We start from the raw sequence: 17,369 nt of genomic DNA, 5'->3' as shown, positions 1-17,369 counted from the left end.
GCCTTCGACGGGCGCGGTACCCGGGTCCGAGCCCCCGGGAAACCGTAGGCTGCGGGCATGGTGACCCCGCTCCCCAACTCCCGTACCGAAGGCGACGGTTCCGTCGTCGTCCGCGCCCTCAGCTACAACGTCCGTTCCCTGCGGGACGACGAATCCGCCCTGGTCCGCGTCATCCGCGCCTGCGAACCGGATCTCGTCTTCATCCAGGAGGCCCCGCGCTTCTTCCGCTGGCGCAAGCACGCCGCCCGGCTCGCCGCCAAGACCGATCTCGTCGTCCTGAGCGGCGGCGCCACGGCTGCTGGCCCGCTGCTGCTCTGCTCGCTGCGCGCGACGGTCGAACGCACGGAGGACGTGTTGCTGCCCCTCACCCCCGGTCTCCACCGCCGTGGGTTCGCGACGGCGGTCGTACGGTTCGGGGCAGCCCGGATCGGTGTGCTCAGCTGTCATCTGAGCCTCCGGTCGGACGAGCGGTACGCCCAGGCCGGGATGGCCCTCGACCGGCTGTCGGCGCTGGACGCCCCGTACACCATCGCGGCCGGCGACCTCAACGACCGACCCACCGGGCGGGCATTCCAGCGGCTGGCGGGGGAGCTTCAGGACTGCTGGGCGGTCGCGCCGTGGGGCGGCGAACACACCTTCCCGCCGGGGGAGCCACGCAGCCGCATCGACGCGATCTTCGCGGGCAAGGGGGTCGAGGTGCTGGGCTGCGGGGTGCCGTGGGACCTGCCCGGGATCACCCGGGCGGACCTGAGCGCGGCCACCGACCATCTTCCGGTGCTGGCCGCGCTCCGCATGCCCGCCCTTCGGGACGACGCGCTCCGGGGCGAGGTCTAGGGCGTTTCTGACGGCGGGGCCTTTGATCACCGGGCCCTCAGACCACCGCGCCGCGCCCCGGGTCGTCGTTCTCCTCGTCGTCCCCGGTCGCCATCCGCGCGACCAGGGTCGCGAAACCGCCCAGGAAGCCGCCGACGCAGAGCGTCGTGAGCCACCAGGTCATCTCCCACTGCAACAGCACCGCGATCAGCATCAGCACGGGGCCGCCGACCACCGCGAGCCAGGCGAACTTGGCCGTCACATCCGCCTCCGGCAGCGGCGGCGGCTCCGGTGGCACGAAGTGGCCCTCGTCACTCTCGTCGAGGTCCTCCTCCTTGGGCTCCGCAAGGCCGTAGTCCCGGGGCCCGGCGCCGCCGACGCCCGGTGCGAAAGTGATGGAGCTGCCCAGCGCGGGTCTGTCCCCGTCGGGCTTCGGCTCTGGCTCCGACTCGGGCTCCGCTTCTGGTCCCGGCGTGGTCTCGGCGGACCGCTTCTTCGGCGACTCGTTGAGATCGCCTTCGAGCAGGGCCAGATCCTCGACCGATTTGAACGGTTTGGCGCCCGGCGGGTCGGCCGGCTCCTCCCCGTACCCCGCGACGATGGCGGCCCAGGCAGCCTCCTCGTCGATGGGCTGCGGTTCACGTTCCGCGTCGTGCTCAGCCACCGGTGGTACTCCCTCCCCTGGTCGTGACAGTCGGAGCGAGGCGATCCACAAACGCGTGACTCTCTTCGAAGATCCGCTCCGCGTCATGGTCCAACGTCGCGACGTGGTAGCTCTGTTCCAGCAGAACCTCCCGGACATCGGTGGAGGAGACCCGGCTGAGCACCCGGGCCGAGTCTGCCGGCGGCACCACATGGTCCTGCGGGCTGTGCATCAGCAGCAACGGCTGGGTGACCTGCGGCAGCTCGCCGTCGACCAGCCGGAGGAACTTCCGCAGCGAGTGCGCGGCGTGCAGGGGGACCCGGTCGTACCCCAGCTCCGTCACACCCTCCTTGGCGATGTCGTCGGTCAGCCCCCGGGTGGTGCGGACGAGGTGGCGGACGACGGGGAGGGCGGGCGCCGCGGCGCCGTGGACCTTGTTGGCGGGGTTGACCACGACGATGCCCCGCACCGCGTCCCCGTGCTTCGCGGCGAGCCGGAGGGTGAGCGCCCCGCCCATCGAGAGGCCGAAGACGAAGACGTGCTCACAGCGCGCGATCAGCTCGCGCAGCTCGCGGTCGACCTCGGCGTACCAGTCCTGCCAGCCGGTGATCTGCATGTCCTGCCACCGGGTGCCGTGTCCGGGCAGCAGCGGCAGCGACACGGTCAGTCCGCGCGCCGCCAGGTACTCGGCCCAGGGGCGCAGGGACTGGGGGGAGCCGGTGAAGCCGTGACAGAGAAGGACGCCGACCTCTCCGCCCTCATGGCGGTACGGCTCGGCTCCGGGAAGGACCGGCACCGGGGTCTCCTGTTCTGTTCATGAAGCGCGAGGCTGTTGACGAGGGTGTACCTCACGGTACGCGACCGGACTGACACCGACCAGATCCGTAGGTCCCTCGGGGCGGGGATGGCAGGTCACCTCGGGTTAAGGTCTGTTCGACAGTAATAGGAGGCATTCGAGTTGATCTACGGCGCAATGAAGTTCTCCATCGGAGGCTCGCTGAAGCTTGCCTTCAGGCCCTGGGTGGAGGGTCTGGAGAACGTTCCCGCCGCCGGGCCGGCGATCCTCGCGAGCAACCACCTCTCGTTCTCCGACTCGTTCTTCCTCCCCGCGGTCCTCGACCGCAAGGTCACCTTTATCGCCAAGGCGGAGTACTTCACCTCCCCGGGCGTCAAGGGCAGGCTCACGGCCGCCTTCTTCAAGGGCGTCGGGCAGCTTCCGGTGGACCGCTCGGGGGCGCGCGGTGCCGGTGAGGCGGCGATCAAGGCCGGTATCGACGTGGTGGAGCGCGGCGGTCTCTTCGGGATCTACCCCGAGGGCACCCGCTCCCCGGACGGCCGGCTCTACCGGGGCAAGCCGGGCGGTCTCGCCCGGGTGGCGCTCTCCACGGGCGCTCCAGTGATCCCGGTCGCCATGATCGACACCGAGAAGATCCAGCCGCCCGGCAAGGTGGTGCCCAGGCTGATGCGTCCCGGCATCCGGATCGGCAGGCCGCTCGACTTCAGCCGCTACCACGGCATGGAGAACGACCGTTACATCCTGCGCGCGGTGACCGACGAGGTCATGTACGAGATCATGAAGCTCTCCGGCCAGGAGTACGTCGACATCTACGCCACGGTCGCCAAGCGGGAGATCGCCGACGCGGAGAAGGCGGCCAAGGCGGCGGCGAAGGCGGACCCGGCCGCGCGGGCGGACAGCGGTCCCGACGCGGTGAGCGGTACGGACAAGGCGGGCGACGCGAGCGGTACGGACAAGGCGGGCGACGCGAGCGGTAAGGACGAGGCGAGCGGTACGGACGAGGCAGGCGAGACGGGCACGAGCCGCCGGTCGGCCGCTTAGCCGCACATCGGTCGTCGTCTCGGTCGTCGTCTCGGTCATCGCGTCGTGTGGCACAGCGTTCGTCGCGTCGGTCGTCGCGTCGTTCGTCGGGGGAGCAGGGTCGTTTCGGGGGTGGGGGACATGGCGAAACGCGAACGGGTCGTACGGATGTCGGTGGAGCTGCCGCTGTGGCGCGCGCTCACCGCCTACCGGGTCCTGACCATGGTCTACGCGCTCCTTCTCTTCGGCTACACCTCGGAGAAGTTCGAGCGCCCCTGGGTGGCCATCGGTTTTCTCGCCGTGATGGCGGTCTGGACCCTGGCCACCCTGCCCCGGGTGGCCAACGCCGCCCGCTGCACCAAGCCGTTCCTCGGCGCCGATCTCACGATCGCGCTGACCGGCATCCTGCTGACACCGCTCGCCGACATCCATGCCCAGGAGGTCAACGGCGCGACCCTGCCGACCATATGGACGGCGGGCTCCGTGCTCGCGTTCGCCATCAAGGGCGGCTGGCGCTGGGCCGCCTTCGCCTCCTCCCTCGTCGCGATAGCCCACATCATCGAACGCGGCGAGCCCAACCGGGACACCTTCCACAATGTGCTGCTGGTGTGGATCGCCTCCATCGCCATCGGTTACGTGGTCGAGGTCGCCCGCGCCTCTGAACGCACCCTCGCCCGCGCCCTGGAGATCGATGCGGCGACCCGGGAGCGGGAGCGGCTGGCCCGCGATATCCATGACAGCGTCCTCCAGGTGCTGGCGATGGTGCAGCGGCGCGGCACCGCGATCGGCGGTGAGGCGGCGGAGCTGGGACGGCTGGCGGGGGAGCAGGAGATCGCGCTGCGGACCCTGGTCTCAAGCGGTCTCGTGCCCACCACCCGTACCTCCGAGGACACCGCGCTGGGCGCGGTGGTCCGCGCGGTCGACGACGACGAACCGGACGGCGGGGCCGGTCCCTGCGATCTCCGGTCGCTGCTGGCCCGGCACGCCGGCCCCACCGTGACGTTCTCGGAGCCGGGCGCGCCCGTACTGCTGCCGCCCGCCGCCGCAACCGAGCTGGCCGCCGCCGTCAGTGCCGCCCTGGACAATGTGGCCCGGCACGCCGGGAGTGGGGCGCGGGCGTGGATTCTGGTCGAGGAGTGGCCCGAGGAGGTCATCGTGACGGTCCGGGACGACGGCCCCGGCATTCCGGACGGCCGGCTCGCCCAGGCGGAGGGGGAGGGCAGGCTCGGGGTCGCGCTCTCGATCCGGGGCCGGCTGCGGGAGCTGGGCGGCACGGCCGAGCTGATCTCGGTGCCGGGTCAGGGGACCGAGGTCGAGCTGAAGGTTCCCCGCGTCCCGTCCACATCATGAGCACCCCCCGCGTCACCGGCGCCGGCGCGAGCGGTGGGAACGGCGCGAACACCACCCGCGTCACCGTCACTGAGACCACCGGCACCCCGGGCGGCCCGGTCACCACAGCGGTCACCGGCACCGGCACCGGCACCGGCACCGGCACCGGCGCAGGCACAGAGACAGACACCGACACCGACACAGGGACAGGCACCATGAGTTCAACGGGGCTCAGCGGCCCTCGGGGGGAAGGCGGACAGCAGATGACGGACCAGCAGACGATCACCGTGATGGTCGTGGACGACCATCCGATGTGGCGGGACGCGGTCGCCCGCGATCTGACCGCCGCCGGTTTCGACGTGGTGGCGACGGCGGGCGACGGCCAGCAGGCCGTGCGCCGCGCCAAGGCGGTCACACCGGACGTCCTCGTCCTCGACCTCAACCTGCCCGCGCTGCCGGGCGTCCAGGTCTGCAAGGAACTGGTCGGCACGCTGCCCGGACTGCGGGTCCTGGTGCTCTCCGCCAGTGGTGAGCACGCCGATGTGCTGGAGGCGGTGAAATCCGGCGCGACCGGATATCTCCTCAAGTCCGCGAGCACGGAGGAGTTGACCGACGCCGTCCGCCGCACCGCCGTCGGTGATCCGGTCTTCACCCCCGGCCTCGCCGGACTGGTGCTGGGGGAGTACCGCAGACTCGCCTCCGAGCCCACCCCCGTCGCCGGGGGCGCGGAGCCGAAGGCGCCGCGGCTGACCGAGCGGGAGACCGAGGTGCTGCGCCTGGTCGCCAAGGGGCTGTCGTACAAGCAGATCGCCGAGCGGCTGGTGATATCGCACCGCACCGTCCAGAACCATGTCCAGAACACCCTCGGCAAGCTCCAACTGCACAACCGGGTGGAGCTGGTGCGCTACGCGATAGAGCGCGGTCTGGACGACGACGGCTGAGTGCTCTTACACCCGAAGGGGTACCGGTGGTCTCACGCCACCCCGCTCGTACGGGTGAATTCGCTCCGTCGCAAGGGAGTCAAAGGCCGCTTCTCGCACAGGAATTGACCTTCCCCGCCATCCCGGAGTGACCTGGATCACCATTAGCGTGACGGTCACAGGGCCCATTAGGCGAAGGGAAGTATCCATGCGCGTCGGAGTACTGACCGGGGGCGGCGACTGCCCCGGCCTCAACGCTGTCATCCGCGGCGTCGTCCGCAAGGGCGTCCAGGAGTACGCGTACGATTTCGTCGGCTACCGCGACGGATGGCGCGGACCGCTCGAAGGTGACACGGTCCCGCTCGACATCCCGGCCGTCCGCGGCATCCTGCCCCGCGGCGGCACCATCCTCGGCTCATCGCGCACCAACCCCCTCAAGGTTGAGGACGGCATCCGCCGCATCAAGGAGAACCTCGCCAAGGGCGAGGTCGACGCGCTGATCGCGATCGGCGGCGAGGACACCCTCGGGGTCGCCGCGCGCCTGCACGACGAGTACGGCGTCAAATGCGTCGGCGTCCCCAAGACCATCGACAACGACCTCTCCGCCACCGACTACACCTTCGGCTTCGACACGGCCGTCGGCATCGCCACCGAGGCGATCGACCGGCTGCACACCACCGCCGAATCGCATATGCGGGTCCTGGTCGTGGAGGTGATGGGGCGGCACGCGGGCTGGATCGCCCTGCACTCGGGCCTCGCCGGCGGTGCCAATGTCATCCTCATCCCGGAGCAGCGCTTCGACGTCGACCAGGTATGCGCCTGGGTGACCTCGCGTTTCAAAGCCACCTACGCGCCGATCGTCGTGGTCGCCGAGGGCGCGATGCCCAAGGACGGCGACGCGGTGCTCAAGGACGGCACCCTCGACTCGTTCGGGCACGTCCGGCTCTCCGGCGTCGGCGAGTGGCTGGCGAAGGAGATCGAGCGCCGCACCGGCAAGGAGGCCCGCACCACGGTCCTCGGCCATGTCCAGCGCGGCGGGACACCGAGCGCCTTCGACCGCTGGCTGGCGACCCGCTTCGGGCTGCACGCGATCGACGCGGTACGGGACGGCGACTTCGGCAAGATGGTCTCCCTGAAGGGCACCGACATCGTGCGGGTGCCGATCTCGGAGGCGACGGCCCGGCTGAAGACCGTCGACCCCGCGCTCTACGACGAGGTCGGGGTGTTCTTCGGCTGACGGGTCGCACCCCGGCCGGGGGAAGCTCCCGACCGGCGCACCCGGGCCGCGGGCCGTATATTCGCGATGTCCGGTATCTGTGATCTCCGGTCCGTCCGCGACATCCGGCCCGCGGCCCGCTGCTCCCGGCCGACCGGGACCGTCCGGGGTGCGCCTGGACGGACCAGCGGATCCAACAGCCTCGGGAGACGGTGTGGAGATCCTTGCCTTCGGCGTCCAGGCCGATGAGAGGCCGCTGATCGAGCGGGCCTTCGCGGGGCTCCACGACATCCACTGTGTGCATGTCTTCCTGACCGAGGACACCGCGCCCATGGCGGCCGGCTACGAGGCGATCTCCACCAGCGTGAACGCCAATCTGAGCGGGCGGGTGCTCCAGACCCTGGCCGTCGGCGGGACCTCGATGATCGCCCAGCGCTCGACCGGCTTCAACAACATCGATCTCGACGTGGCCGAGCGGCTCGGCATCAGCATCGCCCGGGTCTCGTACTACTCGCCCTACTCGGTGGCGGAGTTCGCCTGGACCCTGGCGATGGCCGTCAACCGCCGGATCGTCCGTGCCTCCGCCCGCACCCGTGACTTCGACTTCCGGCTCGACGGGCTGATGGGCCGCGATCTGCGGGGCCGTACGGTCGGGGTGCTCGGCACCGGCAAGATCGGCGAGGCGTTCACCCGGATCGCCCACGGCTTCGGTATGCGGTTGCTGGGCTGGGACGTCGCCGAGAACCCCGCCTGCGCCGCGCTGGGCATGACCTATGTCGACAAGGACGAACTGCTCGCCGCGGCCGATCTGGTCAGCCTCCATGTGCCGCTGCTGCCCGCGACCCACCATCTGATCGGTGCGGCCGAACTACGGGCCATGAAGGACGACGCCATTCTGGTGAACTCCAGCCGTGGCGGGCTGATCGATACGGACGCGCTGGTCACGGAGTTGCGTCGGGGCCGGTTCAGCGGGGTGGGGCTCGATGTGTACGAGGCGGAGGCCGGGCTCTTCTTCCTCGACAAGTCCCTGGAGGCGATCCAGGACGACACCCTGGCCCGGCTGGTCACCTTCCCCCATGTGCTGGTCACTTCGCACCAGGCGTACTACACGGAGGACGCGGTCGGCCAGATCGTCGCGGCGACCGTCCAGAACGTCGACGACTACGTGGCCGGCCGCCGCACCGAGAACTTCCTGGTGTCGCCGGCCGGCCCCGCCTCCTGACGTACGCGCTCACCAAGCCCCGGGCCGCACGGTCACGGAGCTACGCCCCGCTCACGGTCACCGAGCTACGCCCCGCGCGGCCCACCAAGGGGCCCCGCCCCCTTCCGCGCCGCCCCCGGTCCCGCGCCGCCGTGCCCTCAGGACCGGCTGAGCAGTGCGCCGGCGAGCAGTTCGGCGACCACTCCCGGGCCGTCCAGCGTCAGCACCGACTCCGGATGGAACTGCACCGAGGCGAAGCCCGCGGCCCGCAGGGCGTGCACTTCACCCGTCGCCGGATCGCGCGCCACCTCCACTCCCCGCGCCGCCAGCCCGGTCAGCGCCCCGTCGTCGCAGCGCGCGGTGAAGCTGTTGTAGAAGCCGACCGTCTCCGGCCGCCCGAAGAAGTCGATCCGCTCCTGCGCCCCCTGGTACGGCGTCGCCTTCCGTACGATCTCCAGCCCCAGCTCCGCCGCCAGCAGCTCATGGCCCAGGCAGATCCCCAGCACTCCGTGACGGTGCCCACGCAGGAGATCGTGGGCGAGCCCGCGCAGCAGGCGCATCTTGGGATCGGTGGCGTCGGAGGGATCGCCGGGCCCCGGCCCCAGCACCACCGGACCCGGGTGCGCCAGTGCCGCGTCCCGCAGGCCCGGCTCGTCGAAGCGCCGTACCGTCACCGCCAGACCCGTCGACCGCAGCAGATGCGCCAGCATCGCGGTGAAGGTGTCCTCCCCGTCGACCATCAGCGCGTGGCCCGAGAGCGTGCTGGACCGCTCCTGCATCCGCAGCCAGAACGGCGCGAGGCCCGCCCGGCGCGCGTCCAGCGCGGCCCGCACCCGGGGGTCGTCGCCGAGCCGGGGCCGCTCGGCCTGCCCGGCCGGCCGGCCGGGCCGTACTCCCAGCGCGGCCAGTACCCCGGCCGCCTTGGCGTGGGTCTCGGCGACCTCGCTCGCGGGGTCGGAGTGCCGCACCAAGGTGGCACCGACCGGTACCCGCAGCCCGCCGTCGGCGTCGATGTCCGCGGTACGGATCAGAATGGGCGAGTCCAGGGTCTGCGCGCCGTCCGCGTCCGTGCCGAGCAGCGCGAGCGCGCCCCCGTAGTAGCCGCGCCCGGAGGATTCGTACCGCTCGATCACCCGGCACGCGTTCTGTACGGGGGATCCGGTGACCGTCGCCGCGAACATGGTCTCCCGCAGCACCTCCCGCACGTCGAGGGAGGAACGGCCCCGCAGCTCGTACTCGGTGTGCGCGAGGTGGGCCATCTCCTTCAGCCGGGGACCGACGACGACGCCCCCCATGTCACCGACGGTGCACATCATCTTCAGCTCCTCGTCCACGACCATGGAGAGCTCGTCGCGCTCCTTGGGGTCGGCGAGGAAGCCGAGCAGCGCCTCCGGGGTCGGGCCGTCGGGCGGATAGCGGAAGGTCCCGCTGATGGGGTTCATCACGACCGTCCCCGAGCGACTCCCCGTACTGCTGGATCCCGGTGCGGCCCCAGGTGCGGATCCCGGTGCGGACCCGGGTGCAGGTGGGGAGACGGCGTGGGAGGCGGGGACACCGCCGCTCATCCGGACGTGCACCTCGGGGCTGGCGCCGACCAGGGTGCGCTCACCGGTGTGCACCACGAAGGTCCAGTAGGCGCCCCGCTCGCTCGCCAGCAGCCGTCGGAACAGGGCGAGCGCGTCCGCACGGCCGAAGCCGGGGATGCGGCCGGTGTAGGTGCGACGGACGACGAAGTTCGCGCCCTCGCCCCGGCCGATCTCGTCCTCGATGACGCGTCGGACGACGTCGGCGTACTCCTCGTCCCCGACGTCGAAGGCCCCGGCCTCGACCCGTACGTCATGGGCGGGCAGCGCGGCCAGGGCGTCCGCCAGCGGCAGGGTGGCGGTCTCCTCCGCGACCAGCACGCTCAGGGGGGTGGCGTCGTCGCGGACGTCGAATCCGCGCTCCCTGATCTGCCGGAACGGGATCAGGGCCAGCGAGGGGCGGTCCAGGACGGGCAGCTCGGCGAGGGTCGCGACCTCCCGGACCGGGCCGGTCAGCACCTCGACGGTGTCGTGATCACGGCCGGGGGTGCGTCTGCGCAGCAGGGCGAAGGGGCGATCGTCGTGGAGAAGCCGGGCGATGGGCATCCGGTGGGTTCCTTCCAGGGGTCCATGGAGGCCATGGAGTACGGGGGAGGAACGGCCGGTTTCCCTGCGGAAACACCGAAGGCCGCCCCTCGGGGCGGCCTTCGCGTGTCAGTGGGTACGCGCAGTCAGTGGGCCGCCGAGTGAGCGGTCCACCACCAGTTCTGGGTCGGCTGAGGCCGACGTGAGTGCGCGATCATGCCGCGAACCCTACCCCACGGCCGGCCCGTGGGCGCTGACCGTCGGTCCGGAATGATGGACAGACTGTCTCATTCAGTGGGCGGCCGAAGGTGTGTGCGGAGTGACCCCGTACTGTTGGCGATGTGACCGTGAACGCTAAGACCACCCCCGCCGGTGGCAACACCTGGCGAGACCTGCCCGCGGCGCAGCAGCCCGAGTACCCGGATGCCGAGGCTCTGCGCGATGTGATCGCGGAGCTGGAGAGCTATCCGCCACTCGTCTTCGCGGGCGAGTGCGACCAGCTGCGCGCCCGGATGGGAGCCGTCGCCAGGGGCGAGGCGTTCCTGCTCCAGGGCGGCGACTGCGCCGAGTCCTTCGACGCCGTCGGCGCCGACGACATCCGCGCCAAGCTCAAGACCCTGCTCCAGATGGGCGCCGTCCTCACCTACGCGGCGTCCGTGCCCGTGGTGAAGGTCGGCCGGATCGCCGGCCAGTACTCCAAGCCGCGCTCCAAGCCGACCGAGACCCGTGACGGACTGACCCTCCCCACCTACCGGGGCGACTCCGTCAACGGCTTCGACTTCACCGAGAAGGCCCGGATCCCGGACCCCGAGCGGCTGAAGCGGATGTACAACGCCTCCGCGGCGACGCTCAACCTGGTGCGCGCCTTCACCACCGGTGGCTACGCCGACCTGCGCCAGGTGCACGCCTGGAACCAGGACTTCGTGAAGTCGTCGCCCTCCGGCCAGCGCTACGAGCAGCTCGCCCGCGAGATCGACAACGCGCTGAACTTCATGGAGGCATGCGGCACCGACCCCGCGGAGTTCCGTACGGTCGAGTTCTTCGCCTCCCACGAGGCCCTGCTGCTCGACTACGAGTCGGCGCTCACCCGCGTCGACTCCCGTACGGGCCATCTGTACGACGTCTCGGGCCATATGGTCTGGATCGGCGAGCGCACCCGCCAGCTCGACGGGGCGCACATCGAGTTCGCCTCGAAGATCCGCAACCCGATCGGCATCAAGCTGGGCCCGACGACCACGGTCGACGAGGCGCTGACGTACATCGACCGGCTGGACCCGGACCGCGAGCCCGGCCGGCTCACCTTCGTCGTCCGGATGGGCGCCGACAAGGTCCGGGACAAGCTCCCGGAGCTGGTCGAGAAGGTCACCGCCTCCGGCGCGACCGTGGCGTGGGTGACCGACCCGATGCACGGCAACACCTTCGAGGCGGCATCGGGGCACAAGACCCGTCGCTTCGACGACGTCCTGGACGAGGTCAAGGGCTTCTTCGAGGTCCACAAGGCGCTCGGCACGCACCCCGGCGGCATCCATGTGGAGCTGACCGGCGACGATGTCACCGAGTGTGTGGGCGGCGGCGACGAGATCTTCGTCGACGATCTCCACCAGCGCTACGAGACGGCCTGTGACCCCAGGCTGAACCGCAGCCAGTCGCTGGACCTGGCGTTCCTGGTCGCCGAGATGTACCGCGACCAGTGATCTTCTGACGTACGGCTCAGGGGGCGCGGATCCATGTGATCCGCGCCCCCTTTGTCATGCGAAGGCTTTTACCGTCGCCGGTTGCCGGGTAAGGTTAGGTTTGCCTCACCGATTAATCGGGGCGATCCGCCGGATCGGCCGCGATGATGAAGCGCACCGGATGACGGACCACCACGGTGATCCACCGTCCGGGTGATCGATCGGCACGGGCAGGACCTGTTGATCCCGGTCGGGGAGGTGAACCCGCGTGTACGTCTGCTCTTGCTTCGGCATCACTGAGCAGCAGGTGAAGGACCACGCGGACGCCGGTGCCTGCACCCCCCGCCAGATCGCTTCCGTCAGCAAGGCGGGCACGGACTGCGGGTCGTGCGTCCGGCAGATCCAGTCCCTCTTGGGCCGGGGCGGCTGCCCCCGCCGCGAGCTGCTCGACCAGGGCAGGCCCGCGCTGGCGAGCGCCACCGTCCCGGAGCCGCGCGAGCGCGCCGTGACGGACCGTCGCGAGGCCGCCTTCGCGGATCGCGGTGAGACGGCCATCGGCGATCGTGGCGCGGTGACCGGCATCGACCGCGGCCAGGCCGCCGTCCCGGGCTTGAGCGAAGCGGCCTAGGGTCTTTCCTTCGGCGTCACCCCGTTGTCACCCCTCCGTGCCCGGCTTCCCATCGGTGGGTCAGGCGTTGGGCTGTTTGATCTGCTGCGCGAGGTACAGCGGCTCGGTGAGCTGCTCGATCAGATCGAGCTGTGTGTCGAGATAGTCGATGTGGTGCTCCTCGTCCGCGAGGATCTCCTCGAAGAGGTTCGCCGAGGTCACATCGTGCTTGGCGCGCATGAGGTCGATACCGCGCCGGAGGCGGTCGATGGCCTCCACCTCGACCTGCCGGTCCGCCTTGAACATCTCGGTCACCGTCTGGCCGATCCGGACGTGGAACAGCCGCTGGTAGTTCGGCAGCGCGTCGAGGAACAGAATGCGTTCCGTCAGTTTGTCCGCGTGCTTCATCTCGTCGATGGACTCGGCACGGGTGTACTCGGCCAGCTTCGTCCAGCCCTTGTTCTCCTGGATGCGGTAGTGGAGCCAGTACTGATTGATCGCGGTCAGCTCGCCGGTCAGCTGCTCATTCAGAAATTCGATGACCTCGGGGTCGCCCTGCATCGCAGAGGCTCCTTCCACGCGTGGTGCTCGGGGAACAGGTGCGCGCATCCTCGCATCGCGACCGGGGGCCGTCCAGTAAGTGCCTCCTTAGTAGGAGTTGCCCGAATCGGGCCAGACCTGGTCATGACCACCCCTCCCGGTCTGTCACCATGGAAGACATGGGTCAGCCGGAGAGCCGGGAATACCGCGCACCAGAGGAGTCGGCGCTTCCACCGGGACAGCGGTTGCAGCGTGGCTGGCCCGTCACCCATTACGGACCGGTGCCCAAGTTCAAACCGGAGCGCTGGGAGTTCAGGGTTTTCGGTGCCACCGCCGACGGGGACAAGCACTGCTGGAACCACGAGGAGTTCTCGGCGCTGCCCTACTCCACGGTCGTCGCGGATCTGCACTGCGTGACGAAGTTCAGCATGTTGGGGGCCGAATGGGGCGGGGTGCCCGCCCGGACGATCGTCGATCTCGCGCCGCCCGCGCCGTCGGTCACCCATGTCATGGTCTGGGCGGAGTACGGATTCAGCGCCAATATGCGGCTCGCCGACTTCGCCTCCGAACGCGCGATCTTCGCCACCCACAAGGACGGTGAACTGCTCACCGCCGAGCACGGTTTCCCGCTGCGTCTGGTGGTGCCCGGGCTGTACGCCTGGAAGGGGCCCAAGTGGGTCCGGGGCGTGGAGTACATGACCGCCGACCGCCGCGGCTTCTGGGAGGAGCGCGGCTACCATAATCTCGGCGATCCCTGGCGGGAGCAGCGGTACTCGTACCAGGAGGAGCCCGGGGACGGCCCCGAGCTCTGAAGCCACCGCGCCGGCTCCCTCGTGGCCGTGTGCTCCCCGGCGGGGCTCAGTGGAACCGGTGCATCACCGCGTGGCCCTTGCCCCGGCCGATCAGCCACTTGTTCACCGGCGTGGTGATCACGAAGGCGACCGCGAAGGCGATGGCGAGGGCGTACCAGAAGAGCCCGTCCGACAGTTCGGCGTGCAGGGCGCCCGGCCAGAGCGCCAGCACGCTGTTGTCGGTGATCTCCATGACGGTGATGGAGAGGGTGTCGGCGGCGAGCGCCACCTTGACCGCGGCCTTGAAGGCGAGACCGGCCCGCAGGACGGTGACCATGGTGAACGAGTAGCCGAAGATAAAGGCGAGGAAGATCGCCAGAGCCATCGTGGGCACGTTGTGCCAGCCGAGGGCGGTGCCGATCGCCATGCCCAGGACCTCGCCGATGGCGCAGCCGATGAGACAGTGCAGGGTCGCCCTGGCCGCCATGGACCAGCTCACCCCGCCGCCGTGCTCCCCTGCGTGTTCGCCGGAGCCCTTGCCGTGTCCCGGGTGGCCGCCGTCGGCCGTGCCGCCGTGGTGGCTGTGGCTGTCCGCGCCTCCCGGATGACCGGCCTGCCCCGCCTGACCGTCGTGACCGGCCTGACGGTTGTGACCCGGCTGACCGTCATGGCCGTCGTGGTTCGTATGAGTGCCGTGCCCGGCGGGTGTGCCGTGGTTCTCGTCCGGATGCTGGGCGCCGTGCCGCATGAGAGATCCCCAAGGTCAGGTGTACGGTTCCTGCCAACAGCGGAACCATATACCCCCCTAGGGTACTAGGCTATATGCGCAGGTCCTTCAGGCGCGCCACATCCGCCGCATGGCCGTCGGGGCCCCCGGGGGTCTCGATGATCAGCGGTATACCGTCCGTCGCCGGATGGCGCAGTAGTTCGCCGAACGCCTCCGTACCGATGTGACCGGCGCCGATGTTCTCGTGCCGGTCCTTGTGCGCGCCCACGGTCTCCTTGGAGTCATTGGCGTGGATCAGCCCGAGCCGCCCCTCGCCGACCGTCTCCACCAGCAGGTCCAGGGCCTCCGTCATCCCTCCGGGCGCGGCGAGATCATGACCGGCCGCGTAGACATGACAGGTGTCCAGACAGATGCCGAGCCCGGGGTGGGAGTCCAGCGCCGCGAAGTACGGCCCGAAGTCCTCGACCCGGGAGCAGAGCGAGGAGCCCTGTCCGGCCGTCGACTCCAGCAGCAGCGTCGGATCGTCGTCCCGGGTCAGCTCGTCCAGCAGGGGCAGCACCAGCTCCCGCAACTGCGCGAGCGCCACCTCACGGGGCCGGCCCCCGGTCGCCGAACCGGTGTGGACGACCACGCCCAGGGCCCCGATCTCCCGGCCCCGGCGCAGTGAGTGCCGGAGCGACTCCACCGACCTCTCGGCGGTCGCCTCCGTGTGCGAGCCGAAGTTGATCAGATACGGGGCGTGGACGTACACGGGCAGCCCGGCCTCGGCACAGCCGGCGCGGAACGCCTCGTCCTGTGCGGGGTTTCCCGGGGGCGTCGCCCAGCCGCGCGGGTTGGCGACGAAGACCTGGAGGGTCTCCGCCTTCAGCTCACGGGCGTAGCCGAGACCGGTCCTGGCGAGGCCACCCGCCACGGGTACATGGCCGCCGACGGGGTTGCGCATAGGTGTTCACGGTTCCTTGGGTGTGCTGGTGCGTGCGGGCCGGCGCCGCTCACAGTCTCTTGATCCTGATGGTGATCGTGCTGTCCTCCGGGGCCCGGTCGTCCGCCGCGGGGGACTGGCTCTCCACCGTGTTGCCCAGGAACGGGAACGCCTGCTCGACCTTCACCCGGAAGCCCGCCGCCTCCAGCTCACTCTTGGCCTCGGCCTCGGAGCCGCCGACGACATCGGGGACCGCGACCATCCGCGGGCCCTTGGAGACCGTCAGGGTGATCGTGTCGCCGGTGGCCAGCCGGGCGTCCTCGGCGGCCGACTGTCGGGCGACCGTGCCCGCGTCCTGCGGGGAGTTGATCCGCTCGGCCGCGATCCGGACCCGGAAACCGGCGCCCTCCAGCTCCTCGGTCGCGTCCTCCGCCGAGTCCCCGAGCACTCCGGGGACCTCGATCGGGGCACCCTTGCTCACCACCACGGCCACCGCGGAGTCCGGACTGCGCCCGGTGCCCGCCGCCGGATCCGTACTGATGACCGAGCCCTGTGGGACCTCCGCGCTGAACGCCCGGGTGACCACTCCGGGCGCGAGGCCGAGGTCGGTCAGTCTGCGCTCGGCGGTGGCGAGCGGATCGCCCCGCACATCGGGCACCCGCACGATCTCCGGGCCGCGCGACACGATCAGCGTCACCGAACCATTGCCGCGGATGCGCTCCCGGGGCGCCGGATCGCTGGTGACGACCGTCCCGCGGGTCACCGACTCGCTGAACTCCCGCCGTACCTCCCTGACGTCGAGACCGGCGCCGTCCAGAGCGCGCCCGGCCTCGCTCTCGGTCTTCCCGATCAGCGCCGGCACCCGGGTGAACTGGCCGGAGTTGATGTACCAGACACCGGCGCCCACGCCGAGCGCGATCAGGACGGCCGCCAGGATCGCGAGCATCCCCCGCCTGGGCAGCGCCGGAGGTCGGGGCAGCCGGGAGGTGCGGGACGGCGGGGCGGGCGGCATGGTCAGCCGGGCCGTGGGGTTCGCCTCCTCGCGCGGGAGGGGGCGCGCGAGCACGTCCGTACGCTCGTCGCTCCCGTCGGTCCGGCCCCTGGCGTCCGCCTCGCCCTCGGCGATCGCGCCCGGAGGCACCAGGTCGAGCTGCTCGGCCGTGAGGGCCGCGCGGGCCAGGCGCGCCCGGGCCAGCAACGCGACCGCGTCATGCGGGCGGACCTCGGGATTGCGGGCGGTGGCGCTCGCCACCAGCTCGTCCAGCTCGACGGCGAGCCCCGGCACCAGGGCGGAGGGCGGCGGGACGTCGTCGTGCAGATGCCGGTAGAGGATCTGCGCCGGGGTGTCCCCGGAGTGCGGTTTGGCGCCGGTCAGCATCTCGTGGAGGACCACTCCGCAGGCGTACACATCGGTACGGGTGTCGGATGTGCCGTCCTCGATCTGCTCCGGCGCGAGGTAGGAGATGGTGCCGAGGACGGTGCCGGTGGTGTTGGTGACCGAGCCGACCGCCCGCACCAGGCCGAAGTCGGCGACCTTCACCCGGCCGTCGTCCCCGATGAGCACATTCTCCGGCTTGATGTCCCGGTGGACGAAACCGGCCCGGTGCGCCGCCCCGAGCGCGGCGAGCACCGGCTCCAGGATGTCGAGCGCCGCTCTCGGCCGGAGCGCGCCGCGCTCGCGCAGCACATCACGCAGGGTGACGCCGGCGACGTACTCCATGGCGAGATAGACATAGGCGCCCTCGGCGCCCTGGTCGAAGACGCCCACCACATTGGGGTGGGCCAGCCGGGCCACGGATTTGGCCTCGCGGATGAAGCGCTCCACGAAGGAGACGTCGGTGGCGAGGGCCGGATGCATCACCTTGAGCGCCAGCTCGCGGTCGAGACGGGTGTCGACGGCCCGGTAGACCGTGGCCATACCGCCGACGGCGATGAGCGCCTCGACGCGGTAGCGGCCGTCGAGCACATGCCCGACGAGAGGGTCCTGGAGGGTGTCCACAGAGCGATTCTACGAGCCGCCACCGACAGACCCGCCGCGCCGGGGCGGGACCGGGTCCGGATCG

16 protein-coding genes are annotated in these 17,369 nt (G+C 70.6%); 9 read left to right on the top strand and 7 right to left on the bottom strand.

Annotated elements, in window-relative coordinates; genetic code table 11:
• The first annotated feature begins 57 nt into the window (after window positions 1-57).
• Window positions 58-834, top strand: a complete 777-nt coding sequence (locus ACH4S7_RS01715) for an endonuclease/exonuclease/phosphatase family protein (protein ID WP_398519044.1) — start codon at window positions 58-60, stop codon at window positions 832-834.
• Window positions 835-871: 37 nt separating this feature from the next.
• On the opposite strand, the gene ACH4S7_RS01710 is transcribed toward ACH4S7_RS01715, so the two are convergent.
• Both ACH4S7_RS01710 and ACH4S7_RS01705 read right to left on the bottom strand, forming a co-directional pair.
• Window positions 872-1,477, bottom strand: a complete 606-nt coding sequence (locus ACH4S7_RS01710) for a hypothetical protein (RefSeq protein ID WP_398519043.1) — start codon at window positions 1,475-1,477, stop codon at window positions 872-874.
• Window positions 1,470-2,252 (bottom strand): alpha/beta hydrolase, encoded by a 783-nt coding sequence (locus ACH4S7_RS01705; RefSeq protein WP_398519042.1) that lies wholly within the window; start codon window positions 2,250-2,252, stop codon window positions 1,470-1,472. Before ACH4S7_RS01705 ends, ACH4S7_RS01710 begins: the two co-directional genes overlap by 8 nt.
• Before the next feature lie 177 nt (window positions 2,253-2,429).
• Between ACH4S7_RS01705 and ACH4S7_RS01700 the strand changes: the two genes are divergently transcribed.
• From ACH4S7_RS01700 to ACH4S7_RS01680, 5 genes are all read left to right on the top strand, one after another.
• Complete coding sequence (locus tag ACH4S7_RS01700) at window positions 2,430-3,293, top strand: lysophospholipid acyltransferase family protein (RefSeq protein ID WP_398519993.1); 864 nt, start codon at window positions 2,430-2,432, stop codon at window positions 3,291-3,293.
• 120 nt (window positions 3,294-3,413) lie between these two features.
• Window positions 3,414-4,622, top strand: coding sequence for a MacS family sensor histidine kinase (gene macS, locus ACH4S7_RS01695; protein WP_398519041.1), 1,209 nt, complete (start codon window positions 3,414-3,416; stop codon window positions 4,620-4,622).
• Between the two features lie 242 nt (window positions 4,623-4,864).
• Entirely contained in the window at window positions 4,865-5,542 is a 678-nt protein-coding gene (locus tag ACH4S7_RS01690) for a response regulator (RefSeq protein ID WP_398519992.1), read from the top strand.
• A 187-nt stretch (window positions 5,543-5,729) separates the two neighbouring features.
• Complete coding sequence (locus ACH4S7_RS01685) at window positions 5,730-6,758, top strand: 6-phosphofructokinase (RefSeq protein ID WP_398519040.1); 1,029 nt, start codon at window positions 5,730-5,732, stop codon at window positions 6,756-6,758.
• A 193-nt stretch (window positions 6,759-6,951) separates the two neighbouring features.
• Window positions 6,952-7,959 carry a 2-hydroxyacid dehydrogenase gene (locus ACH4S7_RS01680; protein ID WP_398519039.1) on the top strand — a complete coding sequence of 336 codons (1,008 nt, stop codon included), beginning with the start codon at window positions 6,952-6,954 and terminating at the stop codon, window positions 7,957-7,959.
• A gap of 137 nt (window positions 7,960-8,096) precedes the next feature.
• Here the strand turns inward: ACH4S7_RS01680 and ACH4S7_RS01675 are convergent, their stop codons facing one another.
• Entirely contained in the window at window positions 8,097-10,067 is a 1,971-nt protein-coding gene (locus tag ACH4S7_RS01675; RefSeq protein WP_398519038.1) for an anthranilate synthase family protein, read from the bottom strand.
• Window positions 10,068-10,387: 320 nt separating this feature from the next.
• On the opposite strand from ACH4S7_RS01675, the gene ACH4S7_RS01670 reads away from it, so the two are divergent.
• A complete protein-coding gene (locus ACH4S7_RS01670; RefSeq protein WP_398519037.1) occupies window positions 10,388-11,740 on the top strand; it encodes a class II 3-deoxy-7-phosphoheptulonate synthase in 1,353 nt (450 codons plus the stop codon).
• 247 nt (window positions 11,741-11,987) lie between these two features.
• Entirely contained in the window at window positions 11,988-12,347 is a 360-nt protein-coding gene (locus ACH4S7_RS01665; RefSeq protein WP_398519036.1) for a bacterioferritin-associated ferredoxin, read from the top strand.
• A gap of 60 nt (window positions 12,348-12,407) precedes the next feature.
• Here the strand turns inward: ACH4S7_RS01665 and bfr are convergent, their stop codons facing one another.
• Complete coding sequence (bfr, locus tag ACH4S7_RS01660) at window positions 12,408-12,887, bottom strand: bacterioferritin (RefSeq protein WP_398519035.1); 480 nt, start codon at window positions 12,885-12,887, stop codon at window positions 12,408-12,410.
• Between the two features lie 158 nt (window positions 12,888-13,045).
• On the opposite strand from bfr, the gene ACH4S7_RS01655 reads away from it, so the two are divergent.
• Entirely contained in the window at window positions 13,046-13,678 is a 633-nt protein-coding gene (locus tag ACH4S7_RS01655) for a sulfite oxidase-like oxidoreductase (protein WP_398519034.1), read from the top strand.
• Window positions 13,679-13,724: 46 nt separating this feature from the next.
• On the opposite strand, the gene ACH4S7_RS01650 is transcribed toward ACH4S7_RS01655, so the two are convergent.
• The 3 genes from ACH4S7_RS01650 to pknB form a co-directional block, all read right to left on the bottom strand.
• A complete protein-coding gene (locus ACH4S7_RS01650) occupies window positions 13,725-14,405 on the bottom strand; it encodes a DUF4396 domain-containing protein (RefSeq protein WP_398519033.1) in 681 nt (226 codons plus the stop codon).
• A gap of 70 nt (window positions 14,406-14,475) precedes the next feature.
• On the bottom strand, window positions 14,476-15,327 hold the full coding sequence (locus ACH4S7_RS01645) for a deoxyribonuclease IV (RefSeq protein WP_398519032.1): 852 nt from the start codon (window positions 15,325-15,327) through the stop codon (window positions 14,476-14,478).
• Window positions 15,328-15,376: 49 nt separating this feature from the next.
• Entirely contained in the window at window positions 15,377-17,305 is a 1,929-nt protein-coding gene (gene pknB, locus ACH4S7_RS01640) for a Stk1 family PASTA domain-containing Ser/Thr kinase (protein WP_398519031.1), read from the bottom strand.
• Between the last annotated feature and the right edge of the window lie 64 nt (window positions 17,306-17,369).

The organism is Streptomyces sp. NPDC020965 (genome assembly GCF_044333555.1).
Taxonomy (GTDB): Bacteria; Actinomycetota; Actinomycetes; order Streptomycetales; family Streptomycetaceae; genus Streptomyces.
The sequence above is the reverse complement of the archived record's forward strand: the minus strand, read 5'-3'. Positions and strand labels throughout refer to the sequence as shown.